This window comes from Streptomyces altiplanensis (assembly GCF_053591575.1).
On the sequence record NZ_JBSFUB010000051.1, the window covers coordinates 25734 to 50567 of the forward strand.

At 72.8% G+C, this 24834-nt stretch carries 22 protein-coding genes; 15 read left to right on the plus strand and 7 right to left on the minus strand.

Annotated features, from left to right (window positions below; translation table 11 throughout):
* The first annotated feature begins 62 nt into the window (after positions 1 to 62).
* Both ACWD0Y_RS21845 and ACWD0Y_RS21850 read left to right on the plus strand, forming a co-directional pair.
* Positions 63 to 1778: a sensor histidine kinase gene (locus tag ACWD0Y_RS21845; RefSeq protein ID WP_450261990.1), complete on the plus strand. Its 1716-nt coding sequence runs from the start codon at positions 63 to 65 to the stop codon at positions 1776 to 1778.
* Positions 1779 to 1783: 5 nt separating this feature from the next.
* Positions 1784 to 2461, plus strand: a complete 678-nt coding sequence (locus tag ACWD0Y_RS21850; protein ID WP_450261991.1) for a response regulator transcription factor — start codon at positions 1784 to 1786, stop codon at positions 2459 to 2461.
* On the opposite strand, the gene ACWD0Y_RS21855 is transcribed toward ACWD0Y_RS21850, so the two are convergent.
* Entirely contained in the window at positions 2451 to 3104 is a 654-nt protein-coding gene (locus ACWD0Y_RS21855) for a phosphatase PAP2 family protein (protein WP_450261992.1), read from the minus strand. The genes ACWD0Y_RS21850 and ACWD0Y_RS21855 overlap by 11 nt on opposite strands.
* Positions 3105 to 3393: 289 nt before the next feature.
* Here ACWD0Y_RS21855 and ACWD0Y_RS21860 point away from each other — a divergent pair, with 289 nt between their 5' ends.
* Positions 3394 to 4170, plus strand: a complete 777-nt coding sequence (locus ACWD0Y_RS21860; RefSeq protein WP_450261993.1) for a hypothetical protein — start codon at positions 3394 to 3396, stop codon at positions 4168 to 4170.
* A 52-nt stretch (positions 4171 to 4222) separates the two neighbouring features.
* On the opposite strand, the gene disA is transcribed toward ACWD0Y_RS21860, so the two are convergent.
* Together disA and radA are read right to left on the minus strand one after the other, a co-directional pair.
* On the minus strand, positions 4223 to 5347 hold the full coding sequence (gene disA, locus ACWD0Y_RS21865; RefSeq protein WP_093799712.1) for a DNA integrity scanning diadenylate cyclase DisA: 1125 nt from the start codon (positions 5345 to 5347) through the stop codon (positions 4223 to 4225).
* 91 nt (positions 5348 to 5438) lie between these two features.
* Positions 5439 to 6854 (minus strand): DNA repair protein RadA, encoded by a 1416-nt coding sequence (radA, locus tag ACWD0Y_RS21870; protein WP_093799711.1) that lies wholly within the window; start codon positions 6852 to 6854, stop codon positions 5439 to 5441.
* Positions 6855 to 6993: 139 nt separating this feature from the next.
* Here radA and ACWD0Y_RS21875 point away from each other — a divergent pair, with 139 nt between their 5' ends.
* On the plus strand, positions 6994 to 8694 hold the full coding sequence (locus tag ACWD0Y_RS21875) for a BACON domain-containing protein (protein WP_450261994.1): 1701 nt from the start codon (positions 6994 to 6996) through the stop codon (positions 8692 to 8694).
* A gap of 69 nt (positions 8695 to 8763) precedes the next feature.
* On the opposite strand, the gene ACWD0Y_RS21880 is transcribed toward ACWD0Y_RS21875, so the two are convergent.
* Complete coding sequence (locus ACWD0Y_RS21880) at positions 8764 to 9591, minus strand: hypothetical protein (RefSeq protein WP_450261995.1); 828 nt, start codon at positions 9589 to 9591, stop codon at positions 8764 to 8766.
* Positions 9592 to 9632: 41 nt separating this feature from the next.
* On the opposite strand from ACWD0Y_RS21880, the gene ACWD0Y_RS21885 reads away from it, so the two are divergent.
* From ACWD0Y_RS21885 to ilvD, 4 genes are all read left to right on the plus strand, one after another.
* A complete protein-coding gene (locus tag ACWD0Y_RS21885; RefSeq protein WP_450261996.1) occupies positions 9633 to 10568 on the plus strand; it encodes a Ppx/GppA phosphatase family protein in 936 nt (311 codons plus the stop codon).
* Positions 10569 to 10680: 112 nt separating this feature from the next.
* Positions 10681 to 11499, plus strand: coding sequence for a sugar phosphate isomerase/epimerase family protein (locus ACWD0Y_RS21890; protein WP_093799707.1), 819 nt, complete (start codon positions 10681 to 10683; stop codon positions 11497 to 11499).
* A 38-nt stretch (positions 11500 to 11537) separates the two neighbouring features.
* Complete coding sequence (locus tag ACWD0Y_RS21895; protein WP_450261997.1) at positions 11538 to 12173, plus strand: TetR/AcrR family transcriptional regulator; 636 nt, start codon at positions 11538 to 11540, stop codon at positions 12171 to 12173.
* Between the two features lie 208 nt (positions 12174 to 12381).
* Positions 12382 to 14232: a dihydroxy-acid dehydratase gene (gene ilvD, locus ACWD0Y_RS21900; protein WP_450261998.1), complete on the plus strand. Its 1851-nt coding sequence runs from the start codon at positions 12382 to 12384 to the stop codon at positions 14230 to 14232.
* Positions 14233 to 14314: 82 nt separating this feature from the next.
* Here the strand turns inward: ilvD and ACWD0Y_RS21905 are convergent, their stop codons facing one another.
* The gene (locus ACWD0Y_RS21905; protein ID WP_450261999.1) at positions 14315 to 16564 is read right to left on the minus strand and encodes a protein kinase domain-containing protein; all 2250 of its coding nucleotides are present in this window, start codon (positions 16562 to 16564) and stop codon (positions 14315 to 14317) included.
* A gap of 127 nt (positions 16565 to 16691) precedes the next feature.
* Here ACWD0Y_RS21905 and ACWD0Y_RS21910 point away from each other — a divergent pair, with 127 nt between their 5' ends.
* The 6 genes from ACWD0Y_RS21910 (at position 16692) to proC (ending at position 21521) form a co-directional block, all read left to right on the plus strand.
* Positions 16692 to 17054 (plus strand): SH3 domain-containing protein, encoded by a 363-nt coding sequence (locus ACWD0Y_RS21910; protein ID WP_450262000.1) that lies wholly within the window; start codon positions 16692 to 16694, stop codon positions 17052 to 17054.
* A gap of 399 nt (positions 17055 to 17453) precedes the next feature.
* Positions 17454 to 17996 (plus strand): hypothetical protein, encoded by a 543-nt coding sequence (locus ACWD0Y_RS21915; protein ID WP_450262001.1) that lies wholly within the window; start codon positions 17454 to 17456, stop codon positions 17994 to 17996.
* A 97-nt stretch (positions 17997 to 18093) separates the two neighbouring features.
* Positions 18094 to 18411, plus strand: coding sequence for a hypothetical protein (locus ACWD0Y_RS21920; RefSeq protein WP_450262002.1), 318 nt, complete (start codon positions 18094 to 18096; stop codon positions 18409 to 18411).
* A gap of 614 nt (positions 18412 to 19025) precedes the next feature.
* Positions 19026 to 19814 (plus strand): ABC transporter ATP-binding protein, encoded by a 789-nt coding sequence (locus ACWD0Y_RS21925; protein WP_450262003.1) that lies wholly within the window; start codon positions 19026 to 19028, stop codon positions 19812 to 19814.
* A complete protein-coding gene (locus ACWD0Y_RS21930; protein ID WP_450262004.1) occupies positions 19811 to 20548 on the plus strand; it encodes an ABC transporter permease in 738 nt (245 codons plus the stop codon). Before ACWD0Y_RS21925 ends, ACWD0Y_RS21930 begins: the two co-directional genes overlap by 4 nt.
* Before the next feature lie 163 nt (positions 20549 to 20711).
* Positions 20712 to 21521, plus strand: coding sequence for a pyrroline-5-carboxylate reductase (proC, locus tag ACWD0Y_RS21935; protein ID WP_093799695.1), 810 nt, complete (start codon positions 20712 to 20714; stop codon positions 21519 to 21521).
* Between the two features lie 8 nt (positions 21522 to 21529).
* Here proC and ACWD0Y_RS21940 read toward each other — a convergent pair whose 3' ends face one another.
* Positions 21530 to 22183 (minus strand): cysteine hydrolase family protein, encoded by a 654-nt coding sequence (locus tag ACWD0Y_RS21940; protein WP_450262005.1) that lies wholly within the window; start codon positions 22181 to 22183, stop codon positions 21530 to 21532.
* Between the two features lie 74 nt (positions 22184 to 22257).
* Here ACWD0Y_RS21940 and ACWD0Y_RS21945 point away from each other — a divergent pair, with 74 nt between their 5' ends.
* The gene (locus tag ACWD0Y_RS21945; protein WP_450262006.1) at positions 22258 to 23271 is read left to right on the plus strand and encodes a GlxA family transcriptional regulator; all 1014 of its coding nucleotides are present in this window, start codon (positions 22258 to 22260) and stop codon (positions 23269 to 23271) included.
* Here the strand turns inward: ACWD0Y_RS21945 and trpS are convergent.
* Positions 23238 to 24236, minus strand: coding sequence for a tryptophan--tRNA ligase (gene trpS, locus ACWD0Y_RS21950; RefSeq protein WP_450262007.1), 999 nt, complete (start codon positions 24234 to 24236; stop codon positions 23238 to 23240). The genes ACWD0Y_RS21945 and trpS overlap by 34 nt on opposite strands.
* Positions 24237 to 24834 lie beyond the last annotated feature (598 nt).

Consider the following 24834-nt stretch of genomic DNA (forward strand, 5'->3'; position numbering starts at 1 on the left):
CACGCCAGGACCTGACGATCGGCAGGGGCGCGGACGGCACGGCCGCTTGTAGCGTCGGCGGGATGCCGCCCGCCCGCTTCCGCCCCCCTGGTCCCGCCCGCTTCCGCACCCTTCGTCCCACCCACTCCCGCCCCCCTCGTCCCGCCCGCCCCGCCCGTCGCTCCCCGCGTTCCCTCCTCACCGACGCCCTGCTCTGGGCGGCGCTCGCCGTGCCCGCCCTCGCCGTCGACCGGATCGGCCTGAACGAGCCGCGCCCGGGGTGGCAGGAGGCCGCCGGCCTCGTGGTGCTGGCCGCGGCCGCGTCGGTCCGGCGGACCCGGCCCGTGGTGGCGGCGGGCCTGGCCGCGGCGCTCGGCCTGGCCGCGTCGCGCTCGCTCCTCACCCTCTCGTACGGGCCCGCCCTCTCCCTCTTCTGCCTGCTGCTCGGACTCCGCGCGGCGCGGGTGCGCGACGCGTCGCTCGTTCTCGGTGCGGTGGCCGCGGCGGGCACCGCGGTGATCGCCGTGCGCCGCGTCGACCCGGTCGTGGAGTGGCTGGTCCTGCTGGGGACGCTGCTGTTCGGGGCGGTCTTCCCGTGGCTGGCGGGCCGGTACTGGCGCCAGCGCCGCGAACTGGTCGTCGCCGGATGGAGCCGGGCCGCGCAGCTGGAGCGCGAACAGCGGATCGTGGCGGACCGGGCGCGGCTGCTGGAGCGGGCCAGGATCGCCCAGGACATGCACGACTCGCTGGGCCACGAACTCAGCCTGATCGCCGTACGGGCGGGCGCGCTCCAGGTCGCGCCCGGTCTGGCGGCGCCGCACCGGGACGCGGCGCGGGAGCTGCGGGCCGCGGCGTCCGACGCGACGGACCGGCTCGGGGAGATCATCGGCGTACTGCGGGAGGGGGAGCCGCCGGCCGGGCCCCCGCTCGCTCCGGCGGGGGAGACGATCGAGGACCTGGTGGCACGGGCGGCGGACTCCGGCCTTCCGGTGCGTCTGCTGTCGTCACCGCCCGCTTCGGCGGTACGTCCGGCCCGGTCCGGGGTGCCGGAGCGCACGGCGTACCGCGTGGTCCGGGAAGCACTCACGAACGCGGCGAAGCACGCGCCGGGGGCGGCGGTGACGGTCGACGTCAGCACGGCCCCGGGCAGTGGCGCGACGACGGTCACGGTCACGAACGGGCCCTCCCGGCGCCCTTCCGGCGAAGGCTCCCCGGGCGCGGGCGCGGGCTCCGGCCTGCTGGGCCTGCGGGAGGGCGTGGCCCTGGTGGGCGGTGCGTTCGGCGCGGGCCCGCACGGCGACGGCTTCCGCGTGACGGCCGTGCTCCCGGGCCCCGGTGAGGCGCGGCCGCGCGGCGGCGGCGCCGGGGCCGCCGCGGAGAGCCGCGCCCCCGAAGCCTTCCTGCTGGCGCGGCGGCGGGCCCGGCGCCGCGCCGTCGTGTCGTTCGCCGTCGCGGGGAGCGCCGGAGCCGTACTGGTCGCGGGCGCCCTCGGCTGGTACGCGTACACCAGGTCCCACTCCGCCCTGGCCCCCGCCGACTACGCGCGCCTGCGCGTCGGGGAGAGTGAGGCCGGGGCCGCACGGGTCCTGCCGGACCGGTCCGTCACCGACCCGCCCGTCGAGCGCGCGCCCGCGCCGCCGCCCGGCGCCGACTGCCGCTACTACCGGGCGAGCCGCGAACTCTTCGTGGCGGTCGGCCACTTCAGGGTCTGCTTCGCGGACGGCCGTCTCGTGTCGAAGACGGTGGTGCCCACGCTGAGCACCACTCAGGAACGCACCGGAGAAGGGGAGAAGGAGTGAACGCGGTGATCCGTGTGGTGCTGGCGGACGACGAGACGATGATGCGGGCGGGGATACGGGCGATCCTCGCCGCGGACCCGGGGATCGAGGTCGTCGCGGAGGCCGCCGACGGCCACGAGGCCGTCGAACTGGTCCGCGCCCACCGCCCCGATGTCGCCCTGTTCGACATCCGCATGCCGCGCCTCGACGGCCTCGCCGCCTGTGCGGAGGTGACCAGGGCCGTTCCGGGGACCGCCGTGGCGATCCTGACGACGTTCTCGGCGGACGCGTACATCGCCCGCGCGCTGTCCGGCGGCGCCACCGGATTCCTCCTCAAGTCCGGCGATCCGCACGAACTGATCGCGGGCGTACGGGCGGTGGCCGAGGGCGCCGCCTTCCTCTCGCCGAAGGTGGCCCGCCATGTCATCGCGGAGCTCGGCGGCGAGAAGCTGGGCCGCGCCGCCGCAGCCCGCGCCCGCACCGAGCGGCTGACGCCCCGTGAGCGCGAGGTGCTCGCGCTGGTCGGCGCCGGGCTGTCCAACCCGGAGATCGCGGCGCGGCTGCATCTCGTCGAGGGCACGGTCAAGGCGTATGTGAGCGCGGTCCTGGAGCGGCTGGAGGTCAGGAACCGCGTCCAGGCGGCGATCGTCGCGTACGAGGCGGGGCTGACCGGCGGGGCGGACGGCGCCGGCGCTACGGCCTGAGGCCCCGGCCCTGATCCGGGCCCGGCCTCGGTCCCGGACCCGGTCTCGGTCCCGGCCCCGCGAGCCAGGCCGCGAGGGCGAGCCGGCTCGTACGCATCGCCGTGACGGCCGCCTGCGCGAGGCGCGCGAGGGTCCGGAGCGCGACCGCCGCCACCACCGCGCCGAGCAGCAGTCCCGCGGCCACGTCATGCGGGTAGTGCACGCCGACGAAGACGCGCGAGAAGGCCATCAGCAGGGCCGTCGAGGCGGCGAGGAGCGCGAGCCGCCGCCAGGCGACGGCGAGGCCGACCGCCGCCGCGCCCGCGATCGTCGCGTGGTTGCTGGGGAACGACCAGTCCCCGGCCGGCGGGCACGGCACGAGCGAGACCGCCGCGTGCGCGACGGCGCGGCACGGCCGCTCCTCGTCGGCCACCGTCTTCAGCAGCTCGCTCGCCCCGTAGGCGGCGGCGGTCGCGAGCGGCGCGAGCACCGCCGGCGCGACGGCGCGCGCGTCCCCGTTCCGCGCGCGCCACCACGCCGCGGCGAAGAGGACGCCGAAGAGCAGGATGCCCGCCTCCGTCCAGACCTCGGCGAGGTGCCGGACCCAGGAAGGGGTGGTACGGGCGAAGGCGGTGATGTCCCGGTAGAGCTCGGTGCTGTCCATGGTCACGGACCGTATGGATCCCGGCGTCGCCGTGACATTGAGCGATCGTCAGGAGCCGTACCCCGACGAAAGACAGGGGTTGCCGCGGCGAACCGAAATGATGATCGTGAAAAGTTGGGGTTGCAGGCGGCGGGTGGGGCAGGAGTTGGCTGCGATCTCTCGTACAGTTTGCGCCGTGGGATCTATGCGCAATCCAGTCGGGCCGCTTCCCTCCTCCATTTACTGGCGCCGGAGGGCAGTCGCGCTGTCCCTGATGGTGCTGCTCGTACTGCTGACCCTATGGATTGTCATGTCCACTGGCGGCGAGGGCGACAAGGACGACAGGGCCCACAGCGGCGCCACACCCGAGCCGACCACCACCATCACCCCCGGGCCGGACTCGTCGGGTCCCGCCATCAGTGAGGACCCGGGTGGCCGCGACGACACGGGCGGCTCCGGCAGCGGCGATGGCGGCGGCGGCAACGGCGGCGGCGGAGACGACGGCGGCGAAGACGGCGGTACGGACGCGGGCGGCGACGGCAGCGGTGGCGACGGCGCGGCCGACGGCGGCGGTGACGGCGACAGCGACAGCGACGGTTCCGGCGGCGGCGGCAGCGGCGGCGCGGGAGCGGGCACCGGCGGCGCTTTCGGTGGCGGCACCGGCGGCGGTCAGCGCGTACCGGCCGGCTCCAGCATTCCCGACTGCACCGCCGCGACCATCGAGTTGACCCTGCGCAGCTTCAAGAACGAGTACGAGGCGGGCGAGAAGCCCAAGTTCGAGCTGATCGCGGAGAACACCTCGGGCGCCGCCTGCAAGATGGACTTCGGACCGAAGGCCGCCGTGCTCACCATCACCGACGACGACAACGAGACGGTGTGGTCCTCCAAGCACTGCCCGCGGACCCCCGGCAGCCTGCTGCTCCGGGTCCCCGCGCACAGCACCGTCAAGCACACCGTCCAGTGGGACCTCAGCCAGAGCGCGCCGAAGTGCGCGACACCGCCCGCCACGTCCGTCGGCGACGGCACCTATCTGCTGGAGATGCCGGGCGCGAAGTCACCGGCCACGTTCACACTGAAGAAGGACTAGGGAAGGGCCCGGGCCCGGGCCCGCCCGCCGGGGCCGGGCGCCGCCGCCCGGCTCAGACGTAGCGCTCCAGGATCGACGACTCGGCCAGCCTGGACAGGCCCTCGCGCACCGAGCGCGCCCGCGCCTCGCCGACGCCGTCGACCGCCTGGAGGTCGTCGACGCTCGCGGCGAGCAGCTTCTGGAGGCCGCCGAAGTGCTCGACGAGCCGCTCGATGATCGCACCGGGCAGCCGCGGGACCTTGGCGAGCAGCCGGTAGCCGCGCGGCGAGACCGCGGAGTCGAGCGTCTCCGGGGAGCCGCTGTAGCCCAGCGCCCGCGCCACGACGGGAAGTTCGAGCAGCTCGGTGTGGGACAGCGCGTCCAGCTCGGTCAGCGCTTCGTCGACCGTGCGGGAACGCTTCGCCGTCGGCTCCGGTACGTAGTCCCGGACGACCAGTTCGCGCTCCGGCTCGACGCCCGCGATCAACTCGTCGAGCTGGAGGGAGAGGAGACGTCCGTCGGTGCCCAGTTCCACCACGTACTCGGCGATCTCGGTGGCGATGCGGCGCACCATCTCCAGGCGCTGCGCCACCGCCGTCACGTCGCGGACCGTCACCAGGTCCTCGATCTCCAGCGCGGACAGCGTGCCGGCGACCTCGTCGAGGCGGAGCTTGTAACGCTCCAGGGTGGCCAGGGCCTGGTTGGCGCGGGACAGGATCGCCGCCGACTCCTCCAGGACCCGGCGCTCCCCGTCGACGTACAGCGCGATCAGGCGCATCGACTGTGAGACCGACACCACAGGGAAGTTGCACTGCTTGGAGACGCGGTCCGCCGTGCGGTGGCGGGTGCCGGTCTCCTCGGTCGGGATGGACGCGTCCGGGACCAGCTGGACGCCGGCCCGCAGGATCTTGGTGATGTCCTTGTCGAGGATGAGCGCGCCGTCCAGCTTGCACAGCTCGCGCAGACGGGTCGCGGTGAACTCCACATCCAGCACGAAACCGCCGGTACACATCGATTCGACGGTTTTGTCCATGCCGAGGACGATGAGACCGCCGGTGTTGCCGCGGAGGATGCGCTCCAGGCCGTCGCGCAGGCCCTTGCCGGGCGCGACAGCGCTCAGCGAGGCGCGCATCAGCGCTTCGGTGCCCGAGCCTGAGCCGGACTTTCCGGATGCTGCTGCCCGGTCATTGGCTGCCACTGCACTCCTCCGGTCACGGGGTTGCGGTGCCCTGGAGGGCACTGAACTTCGCCTCGCGTGCTCGTACGGGTGGGCGAGACCAGGGCAAAGTCTACCGGCGCTGTTCCTCGCCTTGTGGGGCCTGTGCGCGAGAGCGGCGGGGAAGGACTCTGAGGGCGTCGCCCATGTCGGCGACCTCGGTGACCTTCATGCCGGCCGGGACCTTCCCCGGATCGGTCGGGACCAGGGCGTGCGTGAAGCCGAGCCGGTGGGCCTCGGCGAGTCTGCGCTGCACGCCCGTGACCCTCCTGACCTCCCCCGCGAGGCCCACTTCGCCGATCGCGACCAGGTTCTTCGGCAGCGGGGTGTCGCTGGCCGCGCTGGCGAGCGCGAGGGCCACCGCGAGGTCGGCGGCCGGTTCGGAGAGCTTCACGCCACCCACCGTCGCGCTGTAGATGTCGCGCTTGCCGAGGGCGGTGATGCGGCCGCGCTGCTCCAGCACGGCGAGCATCATCGACACGCGTGAGGTCTCCAGGCCCGAGGTGGTGCGCCGGGGGGAGGGGATCTGCGAGTCGACGGTGAGCGCCTGCACTTCGGCGACGAGCGGGCGGCGTCCTTCGAGCGTGACGGTCAGGCACGTCCCCGGGACGGCCTCGGCGCGCCGGGTGAGGAAGAGCCCCGAGGGGTCGGCGAGGCCGGTGATGCCTTCGTCGTGCAGCTCGAAGCAGCCGACCTCGTCGGTCGCGCCGTACCGGTTCTTGACGCCCCGTACGAGCCGCAGGCGCGCGTGCCGGTCGCCCTCGAAGGACAGCACGACGTCGACGAGGTGCTCCAGCAGGCGCGGTCCCGCGATGGCGCCGTCCTTGGTGACGTGGCCGACCAGGAGCGTCGCCATGCCGCGCTCCTTGGAGGCCCGGATGAGCGCGCCCGCGACCTCGCGGACCTGGGCCATGCCGCCCGGTGCGCCGTCGATCTCGGGCGACGCGACCGTCTGGACCGAGTCGAGGACGAGAAGGGACGGCTTGACCGCGTCGAGGTGTCCGAGGACGGCCGACAGATCGGTCTCGGCGGTGAGGTAGAGGTGGTCGTTGAGCGCGCCGATCCGGTCGGCGCGCAGGCGCACCTGGCTCGCGGACTCCTCGGCGGTGACGTACAGCGTGCGGTGGTCCTCGCTCGCCGCCTTCGCCGCCACGTCCAGGAGCAGCGTCGACTTGCCGACGCCCGGCTCGCCCGCGAGCAGCACGACGGCGCCGGGGACGAGACCGCCGCCCAGGACGCGGTCCAGCTCGTCGACGCCGGTGGAGCGGGCGGTGGCGGTGCGGCCGTCGACCTGGCCGATGGGGAGCGCGGCGGAGCTCACCCGGCCGGCCGCGGTGGTCCGTACGGCGGGCGCGCCGGTTTCCTCGATCGTCCCCCAGGCCTGGCATTCGGGGCAGCGGCCGAGCCACTTCGCGGTCGTCCAGCCGCATTCGGTGCAGCGGTAGGACGGCCGGTCCTTCGCGGATGAACGAGATGTACGGGCAGCCATGGTGGTGACCGTACAGGCTGGGTCCGACAGTCACGGAATTCCGAATTCCTGTCCCCTTTCGGGGGATCTGTTCACCCGTACGGGTTAAAACTGCTCAAGGGGTACGAAGAGGCATGTCTCCTTTGCCTACGGTCGCCGGGTGACGAGCAGCAGGCTGGAACCCCCTACGCACACCACCGGCGCACACCGGGCGCACAGCCGTGCGCCCCGGCCCACGCCCGCGCAGGCCCCGCCCGCCCGGTACGAGCCGTACGAGCCGTATCTGGACGGCCTGTTCACCTACTGCCTGTCCGTGCTCTGCGACCACGACGCGGCGACGGCGGTGCTCGGTGACGTACTGGCCGTCGCCGAGCGGCAGCAAGGACGCTGCCCGTCCCGCGAGCCGGAGCGCAGGGCCTGGCTGTACGCCCTGGCGCGCTGGGCCTGCCTGCGCAGGCTCGCGGAGCAGAAGCGGCGCCGGCCGGGGGCGCACAGCGGGCACCGCGCGCCGGACCCCGCCCCCGGGCAGGCGGGCGCCGAGACGGACGAGACCGCCCTGCGCCGCCGGCGCGAGCTGGCCCTGCTGGCCTGGCCCGAGGCCGCGGGCACCACCCCCGAGCAGCGCGAGGCGCTGGAGCTCGCCGTGCGCCACGGACTCGGCCCGCGCGAGGTCGCCTCCGTCCTGGGCATGGACTATCCCGCCGCCCGCGAACTGCTGGCCGCCGCGGCCTGCGAGGTGGAGCGCACCCGGGCCGCGCTCGCCGTCGTGGAGAGCGGCAGCTGCCCGATCGTCTCCCGTCTGACCGGTGACAACCAGGTGCTGCTCGGCGCGGCCCTGTGCCGCGAGCTCGTACGGCACGTCGACGACTGCCCGCGCTGCCGGCGCTCCGCCGAGCGGGCCGGGGCGGGCGGCCCGTGGCCGGGGACGGGCGCCGCGCCCGCCACGCTGCCGCTCGTCGCGGCACCGCGGGCGGCCGCTTACGCGGCGGGGACGAGCGCACCCCGGACGCGCGGGGGCTCGCCGCGGTTCGGCCGCAACGGCTTCCCGCTGGACCCCAAGGACCACGCGGCGCGGCGCGACCGGCTGCGGACCAGGGCGGTCACGACGACGGTCGTCGCGACCGTCGTCGCCGCCCCCGTGTTCGCCCTCTGGGCGGCCTACCGGGGCGCGCCGCTCACCGGCGAGAGCCACGGCGCGTCGGTCAGCGCGAGCGAGGCGGACCACCCCGACGGGCTCGGCGGCGACCCGTACGGCGGCCCCGGCGGCACGGGCAACGGCGCGTACGAGAACACGGGCAACGCGCGCACGACCCCCGACCCCCGCTTCACGGCGGGCGGCCGGTCGCCGGACGTGTCCGTCGAGGTCGTCAGCGGCGGTACGGCGATGCCGGGCGGCGCGGGCCGGCTGGCGGTGGAGGCCAGGTCCGCGGGCAGCACGACCGTCGTCACCCTGCGGGCGACGGGCGGCTCACCGGTGTCCTGGTCGGCGTGGACGAACGCGTCCTGGCTCTACCTGAGCCGGTCCTCGGGCACGCTCGCCCCTGGAGAAACGGTCACGCTGTACGTGTCCGTGGACCATGAGCGGGAGCCGGCGGGCCCGTGGCGCGCGCGCATCGGCGTGGACCCGACGGGCGCGGTCGTCGTGGTGCAGGGCCACGGCCGCACCGCGCCGACGCCGTCGTCCCCGGATCCGACGCCCCCGCCGCCGCCCCCCTCGCCGGACCCGACACCGCCGCCCACGTCCGCGTCCCCCACTCCCACGGCCCCGACGACGCCGCCGGAGCCCACTCCGACGGACCCGACGACTCCGCCGCCGTCACCGGACCCGACCCCGACGGACGCGACCTCACCGGCGCCCTAGCCCCGGCCCCGGCATTCCGGGGCCGGGGCCGCCGGGAGCGTCAGGCCGGGGCCGGGTGCGCCGGGTGCGTCAGGCCGGGGTCGGGTCCGCCGGGTGCGGGGCCATGGGAAGCAGCGCCGCCAGACGCTCCTCGCACAGCTCCACGAGCCGGTCGTACGCCGCCTTCCCCATCAGCTCCGTCAGCTCCGGCCGGTACGAGACGTACACCGGCTCCCCCGCCCCGTGCGCCGAGGTCGCCGACGTGCACCACCAGTGCAGGTCGTGCCCCCCGGGGCCCCAGCCCCTGCGGTCGTACTCGCCGATCGAGATCTGCAGGACACGCGTGTCGTCGGGCCGGTCGATCCAGTCGTACGTACGCCGTACCGGCAGCTGCCAGCACACGTCCGGCTTCGTCTCCAGCGGCTCCTTGCCCTCCTTCAGCGCCAGGATGTGCAGCGCGCAGCCCGCGCCGCCCGCGAACCCGGGGCGGTTCTGGAAGACGCAGGAACCGTTCCAGCGGCGCGTCTGGCGCTCGCCGTCGTCGTCGGTCTGGGTCCAGCCGGACTCCGTACCGACGTCGTGGAACTGCCACACGTCGGGGGTGAGGCGAGCCACATGGCCCGCGACGCGCTTCTCGTCGTCCTCGTCCGAGAAGTGCGCGCCCAGCGTGCAGCAGCCGTCGTCGGCGCGGCCCGCCTGGATGCCCTGGCAGCCGCTGCCGAAGATGCAGCTCCAGCGTGATGTCAGCCACGTCAGGTCGCAGCGGAAGACCTGCTCGTCGTCGGCGGGGTCGGGGAACTCCACCCAGGCACGGGCGAAATCGAGCCCGCCCTTCTCGTCCTGGACGGCGGGGACCGGCGGGTTCGTCTTCGGCTGCTTCGTGGCTTTGCCCGGCTTCGCCTTTTTCGTCTTCGACACGTGGCCAAGGGTAAGCGCGGGGCCGCAGTAGCGTTCCGTCCATGAGACTCGGAGTCCTCGACGTGGGTTCGAACACGGTTCATCTGCTGGTGGTCGACGCGCACCCCGGCGCCCGCCCCCTGCCCGCGCACTCGCACAAGGCCGAGCTCCGGCTCGCCGAGCTCCTCGACGTGGACGGGGCCATCGGCGCCGCCGGCATCGACCGCCTCGTGGCGACGGTCGGCGACGCGCTGCAGGCCGCCGAGGACAAGGGGTGCGAGGACGTCCTGCCGTTCGCGACCTCCGCCGTGCGCGAGGCGACCAACGCCGACGAGGTCCTGGGCCGGGTCAAGGCCGAGACCGGGGTCGGTCTCCAGGTGCTGAGCGGCGCGGAGGAGGCGCGGCTGACCTTCCTCGCCGCCCGCCGCTGGTTCGGCTGGTCGGCGGGCAAGCTCCTGGTCCTGGACATCGGCGGCGGCTCCCTGGAGATCGCGTACGGCATCGACGAGGAGCCCGACGCGGCGGTGTCGCTGCCGCTCGGGGCGGGCCGGCTCACCGCGGCCTGGCTGCCGGGCGACCCGCCGGACCCGCAGGACGTGAAGGCGCTGCGCCGTCACGTACGGGCGCAGATCGCCCGTACGGTCGGCGAATTCAGCCGCTTCGGCCGGCCCGACCACGTGGTCGCGACGTCCAAGACCTTCCGGCAGCTGGCGCGGATCGCGGGCGCGGCCCGTTCCGCCGAGGGACTGCACGTCCAGCGTGAGCTCAGTCGCAGATCGCTGGAGGAGTGGGTGCCCAAGCTCGCCGCGATGCCGATAGTCCAGCGCGCCGGCCTGCCCGGAGTCTCGGAAGGCCGCGCCGCGCAACTGCTGGCGGGAGCCCTGGTGGCGGAAGGGGCGATGGACCTTTTCGGGGTGGACACGCTGGAGGTCTGTCCGTGGGCGCTGCGCGAAGGCGTCATCCTGCGCCGCCTGGACCACCTGCCGCCGCCCGTCTGACCGCCCGCCCGTCTGACCGCGCACCTGCTCACCCGCCCGGCTGCCCGCCGGTCCACCCGCCTGCCACCGCCCGCCCGACATCCGCCCGGGAAGGGCCCGTACGCTGTTCCTCGTGGCAGAACCAGTGGTGCGCATCCCCGATGCGAAGGTCGCGCTGTCCACGGCGTCCGTGTATCCGGAGTCGACGGCGACGGCCTTCGAGATCGCCGCACGCCTCGGTTACGACGGTGTCGAGGTCATGGTGTGGACCGACCCCGTCAGCCAGGACATCGAGGCGCTGCGCAGACTCTCCGACTACCACGGCGTCCCCGTCCTGGCCATCCACGCGCCCTGTCTGCTGATCACCCAGCGCGTGTGGACCACGGACCCGTGGACGAAGCTCCGGCGGGCGCAGGCCGCCGCCGAGAAGCTCGGCGCGTCGGCCGTGGTCGTACACCCGCCGTTCCGCTGGCAGCGGCAGTACGCCCGCGATTTCGTCACCGGGATCTGGCGGATGGCGGAGGAGACCGACGTCCGTTTCGCCGTCGAGAACATGTATCCGTGGCGCTACCGGGACCGCGAGATGCTGGCGTACGCCCCCGAGTGGGACGTGACCAAGGACGACTACCGGCACTTCACCGTCGACCTGTCGCACACCGCGACCGCCCGCACCGACACCATGGCCATGGTCGACCGGATGGGCGACCGGCTCGGGCACGTGCACCTCGCGGACGGCAAGGGCTCGGCGAAGGACGAGCACCTCGTCCCCGGGCGCGGCAACCAGCCCTGCGCCGAGCTGCTGGAGCGCCTGGCGCTCAGCGGCTTCGACGGCCATGTCGTCATCGAGGTCAATACACGGCGGGCCATGTCGTCCGCCGAACGCGAGGCCGACCTCGCGGAGGCCCTCGCTTTCACCCGGCTGCACCTGGCGTCCCGGGTGTCGCAGCAGTGAGCGGACACGAGTGAGCGAGCAGCAGTGAGCGGGGACCAGTGAGCGGTACGGCGAGCGGCGGTACGGCGCCGGAGCCCCGCCGCCGGGGCCGCCCCCGCCGGTCGCCCGGGGACGCCGGCCCCGGAGCCCGCGAGCGGATCCTCCAGTCCGCCCGCGACGAATTCTCCGAGCGCGGCTACGACAAGACGTCGATGCGCGGCATCGCGAAGGCGGCGGGCGTCGACGCGGCGCTCGTCCACCACTACTTCGGTACGAAGGACGACGTCTTCGCGGCCGCCATCGAGATGTCCTTCGAGCCCGCCCTGGTGATCCCCGCGGTCCTCGGCCAGGGCGGCACGGACGGCATCGGGGAGCGGCTGGCCCGCTATTTCATCGGCATATGGGAGAACCCGGCGACCAGGGCACCGCTGCTCGCGGTCGTCCGGTCCGCGCTGACGAACGAGACGGCGGCGAAGGTGCTGCGCACGTTCGTGCTGCGCCGGCTGCTGGAGCGGGTGGCGGCGGAGCTCGACGTACCGGACCCGACCTTCCGGGCGGAGCTCGCGGCCTCGCACATGGTCGGGATCGCGATCCTGCGGTACGTCATCCGGGCGGAGCCGCTGGCGTCGGCGGATCCGGAGCGGATCATCGCGATGGTGGCCCCGACGCTCCAGCGGTACCTGACGCAGGAGTGACACGGGCGTGACGCGGGGCACGGCGCGAGGTCCCGCTGGGCGCCCGGCCCGTGTCCGGCCCGTGGCCTGCCCGGGGCCGTGACCGCAGGCCGAGCACCCCGTCCCGCATACCGGACGCGCTGTCCAGATCGTGGATCCGAGGCGTACGCTCGAAGTTACTCTCGTGAGTAAGCCTCGTACGTCCCATCTGCCTAAGGAGCGAGCGACGATGCCCGAGCTGAGGTCCCGCACAGTCACCCACGGCCGCAACATGGCGGGCGCGCGCGCCCTTATGCGGGCGTCGGGCGTAGCGAGCGCGGACATCGGCAAGCCGATCATCGCGGTCGCCAACTCCTTCACCGAGTTCGTCCCGGGGCACACCCACCTCGCGCCGGTCGGCCGGATCGTCTCCGACGCGATCCTGGCCGCGGGCGCCGTCCCCCGCGAGTTCAACACGATCGCCGTCGACGACGGCATCGCGATGGGCCACGGCGGCATGCTCTACTCCCTGCCCTCCCGCGACCTGATCGCCGACTCCGTCGAGTACATGGTCGAGGCGCACTGCGCGGACGCGCTGATCTGCATCTCCAACTGCGACAAGATCACGCCGGGCATGCTGATGGCCGCGCTGCGCCTCAACATCCCCACGATCTTCGTCTCCGGCGGCCCGATGGAGGCCGGCAAGGCCACCCTGGTCGACGGCACGGTCCGCAAGCTCGACCTGGTCGACGCGATCTCCGACGCGGTCAACGACAAGATCTCGGACGCGGACATCCTCCGTATCGAGGAGAACGCCTGTCCGACCTGCGGCTCCTGTTCCGGCATGTTCACCGCCAACTCGATGAACTGCCTCGCCGAGGCCATCGGCCTGGCCCTGCCCGGCAACGGCTCGGTCCTCGCCACGCACACCGCCCGCAGGGCCCTGTACGAGAACGCCGGCCGCACGATCGTCGAGATCACCAAGCGCCACTACGAGCAGGACGACCTCAGCGTCCTGCCCCGCAACATCGCCACCCGCGAGGCCTTCGAGAACGCCATGGCGCTCGACATCGCCATGGGCGGCTCCACCAACACGATCCTGCACCTGCTGGCCGCCGCCCAGGAGGCCGAGCTGGACTTCGGCCTCGACGACATGGACGAGGTCTCGCGCCGCGTCCCGTGCCTGGCCAAGGTCGCGCCGAACGTCGCCCCCGGCGGCACGTACTACATGGAGGACGTGCACCGCGCGGGCGGCATCCCCGCCATCCTGGGCGAGCTCTACCGCGGCGGCCTCCTCAACGAGGACGTGCACACCGTCCACTCCGCCACCCTCGCCGAGTGGCTGAAGACGTGGGACGTGCGCGGCGGCTCCCCGTCCGACGAGGCCGTCGAGCTGTGGCACGCGGCCCCCGGCTGCGTCCGCTCCGCGACCGCCTTCTCGCAGTCCGAGCGCTGGGACACCCTGGACACGGACGCCGAGGGCGGCTGCATCCGCTCCGTCGAGCACGCGTACTCCAAGGACGGCGGCCTGGCCGTCCTCAAGGGCAACCTCGCCGTCGACGGCTGCGTCGTGAAGACCGCCGGTGTCGACGAGTCGATCTGGACCTTCGAGGGCCCGGCGGTCGTCTGCGAGTCGCAGGACGAGGCCGTCGACAAGATCCTCCGCAAGGAGATCAAGGACGGCGACGTCGTCGTCATCCGCTACGAGGGCCCCAAGGGCGGCCCCGGCATGCAGGAGATGCTCTACCCGACGTCCTTCCTGAAGGGCCGCGGCCTCGGCAAGACCTGCGCGCTCGTCACGGACGGCCGCTTCTCGGGCGGTACGTCGGGCCTGTCCATCGGCCACGCCTCCCCGGAGGCGGCGTCGGGCGGCACGATCGCGCTCGTCGAGGACGGCGACCGCATCCGCATCGACATCCCGAACCGCACGATCGAACTCCTCGTCGCGGAGGAGGACCTGGCGGCCCGCCGCGAGGCACTCAGCGGCGTGTACGCCCCGAAGAACCGCGACCGCAAGGTCTCGCAGGCCCTGCGCGCGTACGCCGCGATGGCCACCAGCGCCGACAAGGGCGCGGTGCGGGACGTCTCGAAGCTGGGCTGAACGGAGCCTTCACCGGCGTGACCGGGCGGGACGGAGCAACCCACTCCGCCCCGCCCGGCCCCGTTCTCCCACCCGCTCTTCCTCACCAGCGCGCCGGATCCCCGTCCCCCACGGCGAAGACGGACCCGTCGGGCGCGGTGGCGAACACCTTGCCGGGAGCGGTGACGGGGGCGGGGAGCGAGGCCGCGAAGGTGTACGGTCCCTCACCCATGCGGGGCGTGGTCTGGCCCAGCAGCCTGCCGTCGGCGGCGTCGACCGCCAGCAGCCGCCCGTCGGCGGCCGACAGGTAGACGCGGCCTTCGGCCGTTACCGGTCGTGAGGCGCGGCTGACCGACGTCTCCAGTCGCCACCGCTGCGCGCGCTCAGCACTTCCCGCACCCCCCGCCCCCTCCGTACCGCGCATGTCGACGGCGATCAGCGAGCCGTTGACACCGAAGAGGTACGCCGTGTTCCCGCGCACCGTGGCCTGCGCCTGGTCGAGCGGTGCGACGAGGGGAACGCGGCGGGCGGTGCGCGCCGTGGTGTCGAGGCGTACGACCGCCCGCGTCACGCCGTCGGTGTCGTCCTCCAGCAGGAACAGAGCGCCGTCCGAGGTGCTGACCGGGCTGAGTATCCCGCTCAGCCGCTGTTCCCACTGCGCTTCGCCGCTGTCCGGATCGACCGCGACGACCGTGGTCGACGTACCGTCGTCCGACGCCGTGACCGCGTAGACCGGCCCCCGGCGGCCGGGCGATGCCACCCACCGGGTGCCGACGCCGCCGTGCCGCTCCGACCAGAGGGTTCTGCCCGTGGTGTGGTCGACGGCCCTGACGGTTCCGTCCGGGCCGGCCAGAAGCGCCGACGTCGCGGTGTGGAGGGCGACGGTGCCGCCGGAGGCACCGATACCGGTACTCCACCGGCGGACGCCGGTCCGCGGATCGAGGGCCTCCAGCCGGTCTCCGCCGGGTGTCACGACGTGCAGGAGCCCTCCGGCGAGGACGGGAGCGCTGTCGTCCGAGCGGGAACGGGGTGCGTCGCCGGCCGTCTTCTCCGACCAGTCGGCCTTTCCGTCGGCCGGGCTCAGACGGGAGGCCTTGACGCCGGTGGCGCTGCAGTAGAGGGCGCCGTCCGCGTACGAACAGGCAGGCGCGTGACTCCGCGCGCCGGCCGACAGGGAGACGCTCCAGGGACGGGCGGCCTCACCCGCCCCGGCCCGTTGCGCGACAGGTGCGGGACCGGGGCGGCCGTCGTCCGCCAGCGCGCGTACGCCGAGAACGCCGCCCACGACCAGCGACGAGGCCAGCGCCACGGTGAGCGCGGCCCGCCGGGGGCCGCCCTCGCGCCGGCGGGCGGGAGCGGCGGCAACGGCCCCGGCCGGTCCGGCCTGCGCGTCGGTCCCAGCAGCCGGCTCGGCTCCCGTGGCGCTCGCCGCCTTCGCCGGAGGCTTTCTCCTTGCGGCAGCTTCCTCCGCCCCGCCCGGAATCCTCTGCGCCGGTATGAACACCTGGGTGTCGTCGGCGGTCCGGTACGCCGCGGACCGCAGCGCGGCCATCAGCGCGTCCGGCGTGGGCCGGTCGGCGGGATCCTTCGCCAGGCACCGCGTGAACAGCGGGACCAGGGCTTTTGGTACGTCCGTCAGGTCCGGCTCGTCGTGCACCACCTGGTACGCGACGATGTACGGGCTGTCGGAGTCGAAGGGGCCGCGCCCGGTCGCCGCGTGGACGAGCACGGACCCCATCGCGAACACGTCCGCTGCCGGCCCCACTTCGCGCGGGCGCTGGAACTGCTCGGGTGCCATGAACGGCGGCGTACCGATCAGCTTGCCGGTCTCCGTCCGCAGATCGCTGTCCGCCGGCCGGGAGATGCCGAAGTCGATGACCTTGGGCCCGTCGGCCGCCAGCAGCACGTTGCTCGGCTTGAGATCGCGGTGCACCACACCCGCGCGGTGGATGTCGCGCAGCGACTCGGCGAGTCCAGCGCCGAGTCTGAGCAACTCCTCTGTACTCAGAGGGCCGTTCCGCTTGACGCGTTCGGCGAGGGTGGGGCCTTCGATGAACAGGGTGGCCATCCAAGGCCGTTCCGCATCCGTGTCGGCGTCCACGACGGGTGCGGTGAACGCTCCGCTCACCCGGCGGGCGGCGGAGACCTCCTGCCGGAAGCGAGCCCTGAACTCGGGATCTGCGGCAAAGTCGGCGTGCACCACCTTGACGGCGAGACGCAACCCGGAGCCGGAGGTGGCCAGATGGACCACACCCATGCCTCCTGAGCCGAGCACGGCTTCGAGCTGGTACTGCCCGGCGTAATCCGGATGCTCCGCTTCCGGTCCTGTCCCGGTGCTGCGCAGCGGCGGCATCGTCCACCCCCGTGTGAATCGTCCGCAAGCGAGACGCACGGAGCCTAGTCGATGATGCGTGCGATGTCGGTGTGGCTTGCTAGCCTGCGCGGCGTACGAAATACGTACATCAACGGGGGAGGGCCTCATGGCCGTGGGAGAAGACGCGGGCACCATCGAGAAGACCGCCGAGAAGACCGCCGAGAACACCACCGGGGAGGCAGTCGCGACCATGGCTGCCACCGCCACCGCGGAGACGCTGGCGGTGCGGTATCCCGTCGCTCCGGGCTACCGGGTGAACGTGCGCAGCGGCCCCGGCACCAACTACCGGATCGTCAAGGTCCTGCCGTACGACGCACGCGTGCCGATCAACTGCCAGTGCCCCGGGACGACCGTGTCGGGGCCGTACGGGACGACGAACCTCTGGTCCAACATCGCGAACAGCCAGTTCGTTTCGGACGCGTACATCAACACCGGCAGCGACGGCTATGTCGCCGTGCGCTGCGCCTGACGACGACGAGGGGAGCACACCACATGCTTCCCACCGGGCCCGCCGTCACCGTCGGCGGCACCCTGGCCGCATTCGGACGGGTGGCGGGCGCCGCCGGAGCGACGGCAGTGCCCGCCCCGGCCGGGTGCGCGGCCGCTCCCGGGAACGCAGTACCGGCTGATCAATACCCTGCCGTACGACGTCGGAGTTCCCGTCTGCTGCTCCACTGCTCCACTGCTCCACTGCTCCATTGCCAGAAGCCGGGCGAGACGGTCACGGCCCGTACGGGACGCCGAAGCCGTGGGACGGCACCGTGTCCGGGCAGTCCATTTCGACGCATACGCGAATACGGACCGCGATGGTTGCGTCGCCGTGCGCTGCGCCTGACCGCCCACCCCTCCCACCGGGGATAATCGACCCGTGAGCGAAAACGCCAGCGGCACCCCGACCACCCCCGACGCCCCCACCACTCCGGGCGACGGCGGAGGCGGCGGTCCGCAGCCCGAGCCCATCCGGTTCTTCGGCACGACCTGGGTGGACCACGGCAACGGCTACGGGCTGCGCCGGGCCGGGGCCGCCGTCGGTTCACTGGCCGCCGCTGCCGCCGGCTGCTTCGTGCTGCGCTTCGCCTACCAGGGCCTGGCGATCGCCGACGTCGGCAGCTTCCTGAACATCCTGGTGGTCGCCATGTTCGCGATCTGCAGCGCGATCGCCTTCCGCCGCACCTGGACGGGGTACGCACGCCGCCCCGACCCCGCCACCGAGGCCTCGCTGCGCAGCCTGAAGAGCATCGGCTTCATCGGCGTACTCCTCGCGTACTTCTTCCGCTCGCTCACCGAGGCCCCGGGCGAGAAGCTGCACCGCAGTGAGTACGAGACGGCCCTCATCCAGTACGAACGCCGCCGGGGCTCCCGCACGGGCAACCCGGCGGCCCGCAAGAAGAAGCCCAAGCGACGCCGTTAGCCGACCCGGCAACAGGAGGCCGCGCGGACGGACCCCTGCCCGTGGATGTCCCCGACCGCCCCGACCGCCCTGACCGCCCCGGGCGAGGACCGGCTCCATGGCGGACCTGGACGCGTTCGAGGAACAGCACACACGCCTCCGGGGCACCGCCTGCCGCATCACCGGACCGGTCGCCACCACCGCCGATGCCGCCGTAGAGGAGACCTGGCCGCGCCGACAGGCGCTCCCGGACGGCGGGGCCCGCGATCCGCGCCCGTACGCCGGCACGACCTCGCCGCCGGCGCCCGCCCCTCCTCGCCCCCCCGCTGTCCCGGTTCCCCGGGGCACCGGCGTCCAGCACGACGCCGCCCGCGCCACCGCCGTCGGCGGCGACTTCACCAGCATCGGGACGGCCGCCACCGAGCCCGGCTGTTGACCGGCGGGCAACTCACCCCGGGCCCCTCCTCCCGCGACCGCCCCCTGTCTGTACGACGCTCGAAACGCTCGGAGTGCGCGTCGAAGAGGGTCACCACGTCGACGACTCCGACACGGTCGACGCCGGTACCGTCGTCCGGGCCGGCGCGCTGACCGCGCGCACCGGGCCAGCGACCGCCGACGAGACCGGCCCTCGACGGCACGGGCCGCATCCGCGTGGACGCGGCCCTGCGCCCGGTCTCGCACCCCGGGACCCGCGCCGCAGGGTTACTCGGCCGCCGCGAGGGCCGGATCCGGTTCGTACGCGCCGACGACTCGCGCCGACGAATCGCCCCGCGACCGCGTCCTCACCGGCCGGCCGCGCGGTCGCCCTCGTGAAGGAGCAGATCGTACGTTCCACGATCCGCACTCTGCGCCTGGCATCCCGCCACCCCGCCCTGACCCGCAGCCTCCCGGCCCCGGAACTGGCTCCACGGCCCACGGCTCCACGGCCCCACGGCCCCACGGCCCCACAGACCCGCGGTTCCCAACCCACCACCGCCGGGCCGTGACCCGGCGGCGTATCAACCGCCCGGGTCCTTGACGCGCGTCACCACCGGGAGCATTATTCAACACATGATGAATTACGCCCCCGAGCCCGCGGTCACGGCAGACGGGGCCGCCGTGACCGCCCACGGCCTCACCGTCGTACGAGGCCGGCGCACCGTCCTGCGAAACCTCGGCTTCGCCGTCCCCCGAGGCAGAATCACCGGCCTCCTGGGCCCCTCCGGCTGCGGCAAGACGACCCTCATGCGAGCCGTCGTCGGCACCCAGGCCAAAGTCACCGGCACCCTCGAAGTCCTGGGCCGCCCGGCCGGCGACGCGACCCTCCGCCCCCGCATCGGCTACGTGACCCAAGCCCCCTCCGTCTACGCCGACCTCACGGTCCGCCAGAACCTGGACTACTTCGCGGCCGTTCTCCAGCCCGGCCGCGACCACCGCGAAGCCCGCCACGACGCCGTCACCCGCGCCATCGCCGACGTCGACCTCACCTCGCACCAGGCCGCCCTGGCCGGCAGCCTCTCGGGCGGCCAGAGCAGCCGCGTGTCCCTGGCCGTGGCCCTCCTCGCCACGCCCGAACTCCTCGTCCTGGACGAACCGACCGTCGGCCTCGACCCGGTCCTGCGCCGCGACCTGTGGAACCTCTTCCACACCCTCGCGGACCGCGGCGCCACCCTCCTCATCTCCTCCCACGTGATGGACGAGGCCGAGCGCTGCCACCGCCTCCTCCTCATGCGCGAGGGCGAGATCCTGGCCGAGGGCACCCCCGAAGCCCTCCGCTCCCGTACGCACCGCGCCACGGTGGAAGAGGCGTTCCTCCACCTGGTCGACGAGGCGAACTCCCGCCAGGAGGCAACCCGATGAACGCTTCCCGCACCCTCGCCACAGCCGCCCGCGTCCTGACCCAGCTGCGCCACGACCCCCGGACGATCGCGCTCCTGCTCCTCGTCCCGGTAGTGATGATCACGCTGCTGCGCTTCGTCTTCGACGCGTCGCCGCGGACCTTCGACTCCATCGGCGCGTCCCTGCTCGGGATCTTCCCCCTCATCACGATGTTCCTGGTGACATCGATCGCCACCCTGCGAGAACGCACCTCGGGCACCCTCGAACGCCTCCTCGCCATGCCCCTGGCCAAGGCCGATCTGATCGCGGGCTACGCCCTGGCCTTCGGCCTCCTGGCCGTAGTCCAATCAGCCCTGGCCACAGGAGCCTCCCTCTGGTTCCTGGGCCTGGACGTGGTCGGCTCCCCCTGGCTGCTGCTCCTGATCGCCCTCCTCGACGCCCTGCTGGGCACAGCACTGGGGCTGTTCGTCTCGGCCTTCGCGGCGTCGGAATTCCAGGCCGTCCAGTTCATGCCGGCGGTGATCTTCCCGCAGCTGCTTCTGTGCGGCCTGTTCACTCCCCGCGACACGATGCAGCCGGCCCTGGAGGCGATCTCGAACGTGCTCCCCATGTCGTACGCCGTGGACGGCATGAACGAAGTCCTGCGCCACACGGACGTGACGTTCACCTTCGTCCGGGACGCCGCGATCGTCGCGGCCGTGGCCCTCCTGGTCCTCATCCTGGGCGCAGCCACCCTCCGCCGCCGCACCACGTAGTAACTCACCCCACCGGACCACCCCACCTCACCCCGCCCCAGGTCACCCACCCCGTTCCGCCCACCGGACACCCCGCCCCCACCCCGCCCCCCGGTGCGAAGATGTCCCCTGAACGGCAGAGAAGCCAGACGCACCAGACGCGCCCACCGGCGAGGTGAACCGCATGACCCAGACAGTCGCATTCCTCGGCACCGGAAAAATCGGCGAGGCCCTGCTCAGCGGAATGATCCGAGCCGGCTGGCGCCCCGCCGACCTCCTGGTCACCGCCCGCCGCCCCGAGCGCGCCGAAGAACTCCGCACCCGCTACGGCGTCGAACCGGTGACCAACGCCGAAGCCGCCAAGCGCGCCGACACCCTCATCCTCACGGTCAAGCCGCAGGACATGGGCAAACTCCTCGACGAACTCGCCCCCCACGTCCCCGCCGACCGCCTGGTCATCAGCGGCGCCGCCGGCATCCCCACCGCCTACTTCGAAGAGCGCCTCGCCCCCAACACCCCGGTCGTCCGCGTCATGACGAACACCCCCGCCCTCGTGGACGAGGCGATGTCCGTCATCTCGGCCGGCACCCACGCCACCCCCGAGCACCTCCTCCACACCGAGGAGATCTTCGGCGGCGTAGGCAAGACACTCCGCGTCCCCGAGTCCCAGCAGGACGCGGCCACAGCCCTCTCCGGCTCCGGCCCGGCGTACTTCTACTACCTCGTCGAGGCGATGACCGACGCCGGCATCCTCCTCGGCCTGCCCCGCGCCCAGGCCCACGACCTGATCGTCCAGGCAGCCATCGGCGCGGCCGTGATGCTCCGCGACAGCGGCGAGCACCCGGTGAAGCTCCGCGAGGCAGTCACCTCACCCGCCGGAACCACCATCAACGCGATCCGCGAGCTCGAGAACCACGGTGTACGAGCCGCCCTCATCGCGGCCCTCGAAGCGGCCCGCGACCGCAGCCGCGAGCTCGCCTCGGGCAACGGCTGACCCAGCGACTACCCGACACCCGCGCCCGCACCCGCACCCGGGACCGGCGAACCGGAAACCCCCACCCGCTCCGCCGCCCGCACCAGCTCCTCCGTCCCCACCACTTGCGCGAACCCACCGTCGTGCAGCGACACGGCGGTGGCCCGCGCCAGCTCATCGGCGCTCAGCGTCCACCCCCACGGCCCGGCCCCGTCGAAGGTGTACGTCGCATCCAGCGCGAACAGCACCTCGTACCCCAGGTTCCCGCCCATCCGAGCCGTCGTCTCGGCGCACATGTTGGTCTGGATCCCGGCCACGACGATCTGCCGCACTCCGCCCGCGCCCCCCACCCCCTTCAGCCACGCATCCAGGTCCGGCGTCCCGTAGAAGGCCGAGTTCACGCTCTTGGTGACGAAGAGCTCCGCCCCGCCGCCCTTCCCGCGCCGCTGCTCCACGTACTCCTTGAACCCGTTCCCCTCGTACCCGGCCCGCAGCGGCGAATCGGGCTTCTGCGAGTCGTGCCGTACGAAGACGACCGGCCGCCCCGTCGCCTGCCACGTGTCGATCAGAGCGGCGATGTTCTCGTCGGCCGCCGGATTGTTCCGAGGCCCCCAGTGCTCCTCCTCCTCGAACCCCTTCTGTACGTCGACAACCACCAGCGCTGCGTTCTCTGCGATCTCCATACCGACGATGCTGCCGCCCGCCACCGGCTCCTCCCATACGGAGGAAAGCCATCGCTCGATGGTTTACTGCCAAGGTGACTTCCCGAGCGACCCCTCACCGCATCGCGCTCCTCACCTTCCCGGGAATCCGTGCGTTCGACGTCTCCGTCATCACCGAGGTCTGGGGTGTCGACCGCACCGACCGCGGCGTCCCCGCCTTCGACCTCCGCCGGGTCGCCGTCGACCGCACCCCCGTCCTTATGCGGGGCGGCCTCACCCTCACCCCCGACCGCACCCTCGACTGGCTGGCCGGCACCCGCACCGCCCCCCACCTGATCGTCGTCCCAGGCCTGGACGACCACCTCACCCCGGCCCCGCCCCAGGTCCTGGACGCCCTCCGCCGAGCCCACACCCGAGGCACTCCCATCGCCGCGCTCTGCGGAGGCGCTTTCACCCTCGCTCAGGCCGGCCTCCTGGACGGCCGTCGGGCCATCACCCACTGGAACCTCACCGACCTCTTCCGTACGCACCACCCCCACGTCACCGTCGTCCCCGACGCCCTCTTCATCGAGGACGACAACATCTGGACCTCCGCCGGAACCGCCGCCGGCATCGACCTGTGCCTCCATCTCCTCCGTACGACGCACGGCGCCGAAGCCGCCGCGACCGTCGCCCGCTCGATGGTCACCGCCCCCTTCCGCACCGGCACCCAGGCCCAGTTCATCGAGCACCCCACACCCCGGGCCGACCGCGACGCGGACACCCTCGCCTCCGTACGCGAATACGCCCTGCGCCACCTGCACGAACCGCTCACCGTCACCGGCCTCGCAGCCCGCGCCGGCATGTCCCCCCGTTCCTTCGCCCGACACTTCTCAGCGACCACCGGCACCACTCCGCAGCGCTGGCTCATCACCCAGCGCCTCGCCGCCGCCCAGAAGCTGCTGGAACGCACCGACCACCCCATCCCCGAGGTGGCCCGCCGCGCGGGTTTCGGCAGCGAGGTGACCATGCGCCAGCACTTCGCGGCCCACCTCGCCACCAGCCCACGCGACTACCGCGCGGCCTTCCGCCGCCCTCAGCCCGCAGGCAGCAGCCCGATGGCCCGATAAGCGGCGTCCACCGTCGGCCGCGCCATCCCCCGAGCCCGCTCCGCCCCCTCCCTCAGCACCTGATCCACATAACCGGGATCGGCCGCCAGCTCCGCGTGCCGCTCCCGCACCGGCCTCAGCAACTCGACGACAGCCTCCGCGGTGTCCTTCTTCAACGCCCCGTACGACTCGTACACACCGGCCAGCTCCTCCGGGTTCCCACCCTCACAAGCCGCGAGCACATCCAGCAGATTCGCGACCCCGGGCTTCTCCTCCCGGTCGTACTCCACCTCGCGCCCACTGTCCGTCACGGCCCGCATGATCTTCTTCCGCACCACTTCGGGCTCGTCGAGCAGATAGACGATCCCCGCGGTGGCCGCGTGCGACTTCCCCATCTTCGAAGTCGGCTCCTGAAGGTCCATGACCCGAGCGGCCACCTCCGGACGCGTGGCCTTCGGCACCACGAAGGTGTGCCCGTACCTCTGGTTGAACCGCACCGCCAGATCCCGGGTCAGCTCCACGTGCTGGGTCTGGTCGTCCCCCACCGGCACCTCATCGGTCCCGTACGCCAGGATGTCCGCCGCCATCAGCGCCGGATACGTCAGCAGTGACAGCCGCACACTCTCCCCGGCCGCCCGCGCCCGCGCGCTCTTCTCCTTGTACTGGATCATCCGCCGCAGCTCACCGTCCGTGGCCGTGCATTCCATTACGTACGACAGCCGCGCGTGCTCATCCACATGGCTCTGCACGAACACGGTGCACAGCGCCGGATCGAGCCCGGCCGCCAGCAGCAGCGTGGCGGCCTGCCGACTGAGCCGCCGTACCCGCGCCGGATCGTGTTCGACGGTCAGCGCGTGCAGGTCCACGACACAGAACAGCGCGTCGGCCCGGTGCTGATCGGCCTCGGCCCACCGCCGCACGGCCCCGAGATAGTTGCCCAGCGTCAGGTGCCCGGTCGGCTTGACCCCGCTGAAGATCCGCGTCATCTCTCTTGCCTCCTGGTAGGAGCCGCCACCACCGGCGACCGGCCTCCCGGAGGGAGAAACACGAACGGCCGCCGAAGCGGCGGCCGTTGAGCGCATACGTGTCTGCCGGCCGCCGTCAGGCGGCCCGCCACCCCTGGGTGTACGTACGCGAAGTCATGGCCCCCACCATAGCGGCGGAGCCCCCGGTTGACAGGGGATTGACACCTACGTAGTGTTCTCCGAGTTGTCCGACGTGAGCACCGGCCCCGGCCGGCCCCGGACAGCCATTCCGCAGAAACCACTGGAGCGAACGACAGTTGTCGTCCCACTTTTGTGCGTTTTTGCGAAATGAAGAATCCGCGTTCGAAGGAACGCTCCCGATTAGCTCGGGAGCCAGGATTCCGCTAAAGTCTCACTCGTCGGAACGGCCCAGCGGCCGGAAAGACAAACCCCGCCGACCGGGGATCGGGCCCGAAAGGATCTGATAGAGTCGGAACCGCCGGAAAGGGAAACGCGAAAGCGAAGAACCGGAAGGCGCCGAGGAAGTCGGGCCGGAAAGGGTCTGATAGAGTCGGGAACACGAAATGCCGAACGAAAGCCCGGAGGAAAGCCCGCGAGG

What these genes read in the sequence shown, in the direction of transcription:
- trpS (WP_450262007.1), bottom strand. Translation starts at nt 24,236, where the DNA reads ATGACGCGGATCTTCAGCGGGGTCAAGCCGACCGGGCACCTGACGCTG.
- ACWD0Y_RS21910 (WP_450262000.1), top strand. Translation starts at nt 16,692, where the DNA reads ATGGCCGTGGGAGAAGACGCGGGCACCATCGAGAAGACCGCCGAGAAG.
- ACWD0Y_RS21940 (WP_450262005.1), bottom strand. Translation starts at nt 22,183, where the DNA reads ATGGAGATCGCAGAGAACGCAGCGCTGGTGGTTGTCGACGTACAGAAG.
- ACWD0Y_RS21925 (WP_450262003.1), top strand. Translation starts at nt 19,026, where the DNA reads ATGATGAATTACGCCCCCGAGCCCGCGGTCACGGCAGACGGGGCCGCC.
- ACWD0Y_RS21860 (WP_450261993.1), top strand. Translation starts at nt 3,394, where the DNA reads ATGTCCACTGGCGGCGAGGGCGACAAGGACGACAGGGCCCACAGCGGC.
- ACWD0Y_RS21855 (WP_450261992.1), bottom strand. Translation starts at nt 3,104, where the DNA reads ATGGACAGCACCGAGCTCTACCGGGACATCACCGCCTTCGCCCGTACC.
- ACWD0Y_RS21930 (WP_450262004.1), top strand. Translation starts at nt 19,811, where the DNA reads ATGAACGCTTCCCGCACCCTCGCCACAGCCGCCCGCGTCCTGACCCAG.
- ACWD0Y_RS21920 (WP_450262002.1), top strand. Translation starts at nt 18,094, where the DNA reads ATGGCGGACCTGGACGCGTTCGAGGAACAGCACACACGCCTCCGGGGC.
- radA (WP_093799711.1), bottom strand. Translation starts at nt 6,854, where the DNA reads ATGGCTGCCCGTACATCTCGTTCATCCGCGAAGGACCGGCCGTCCTAC.
- ACWD0Y_RS21905 (WP_450261999.1), bottom strand. Translation starts at nt 16,564, where the DNA reads ATGCCGCCGCTGCGCAGCACCGGGACAGGACCGGAAGCGGAGCATCCG.
- ilvD (WP_450261998.1), top strand. Translation starts at nt 12,382, where the DNA reads ATGCCCGAGCTGAGGTCCCGCACAGTCACCCACGGCCGCAACATGGCG.
- proC (WP_093799695.1), top strand. Translation starts at nt 20,712, where the DNA reads ATGACCCAGACAGTCGCATTCCTCGGCACCGGAAAAATCGGCGAGGCC.
- ACWD0Y_RS21885 (WP_450261996.1), top strand. Translation starts at nt 9,633, where the DNA reads ATGAGACTCGGAGTCCTCGACGTGGGTTCGAACACGGTTCATCTGCTG.
- ACWD0Y_RS21845 (WP_450261990.1), top strand. Translation starts at nt 63, where the DNA reads ATGCCGCCCGCCCGCTTCCGCCCCCCTGGTCCCGCCCGCTTCCGCACC.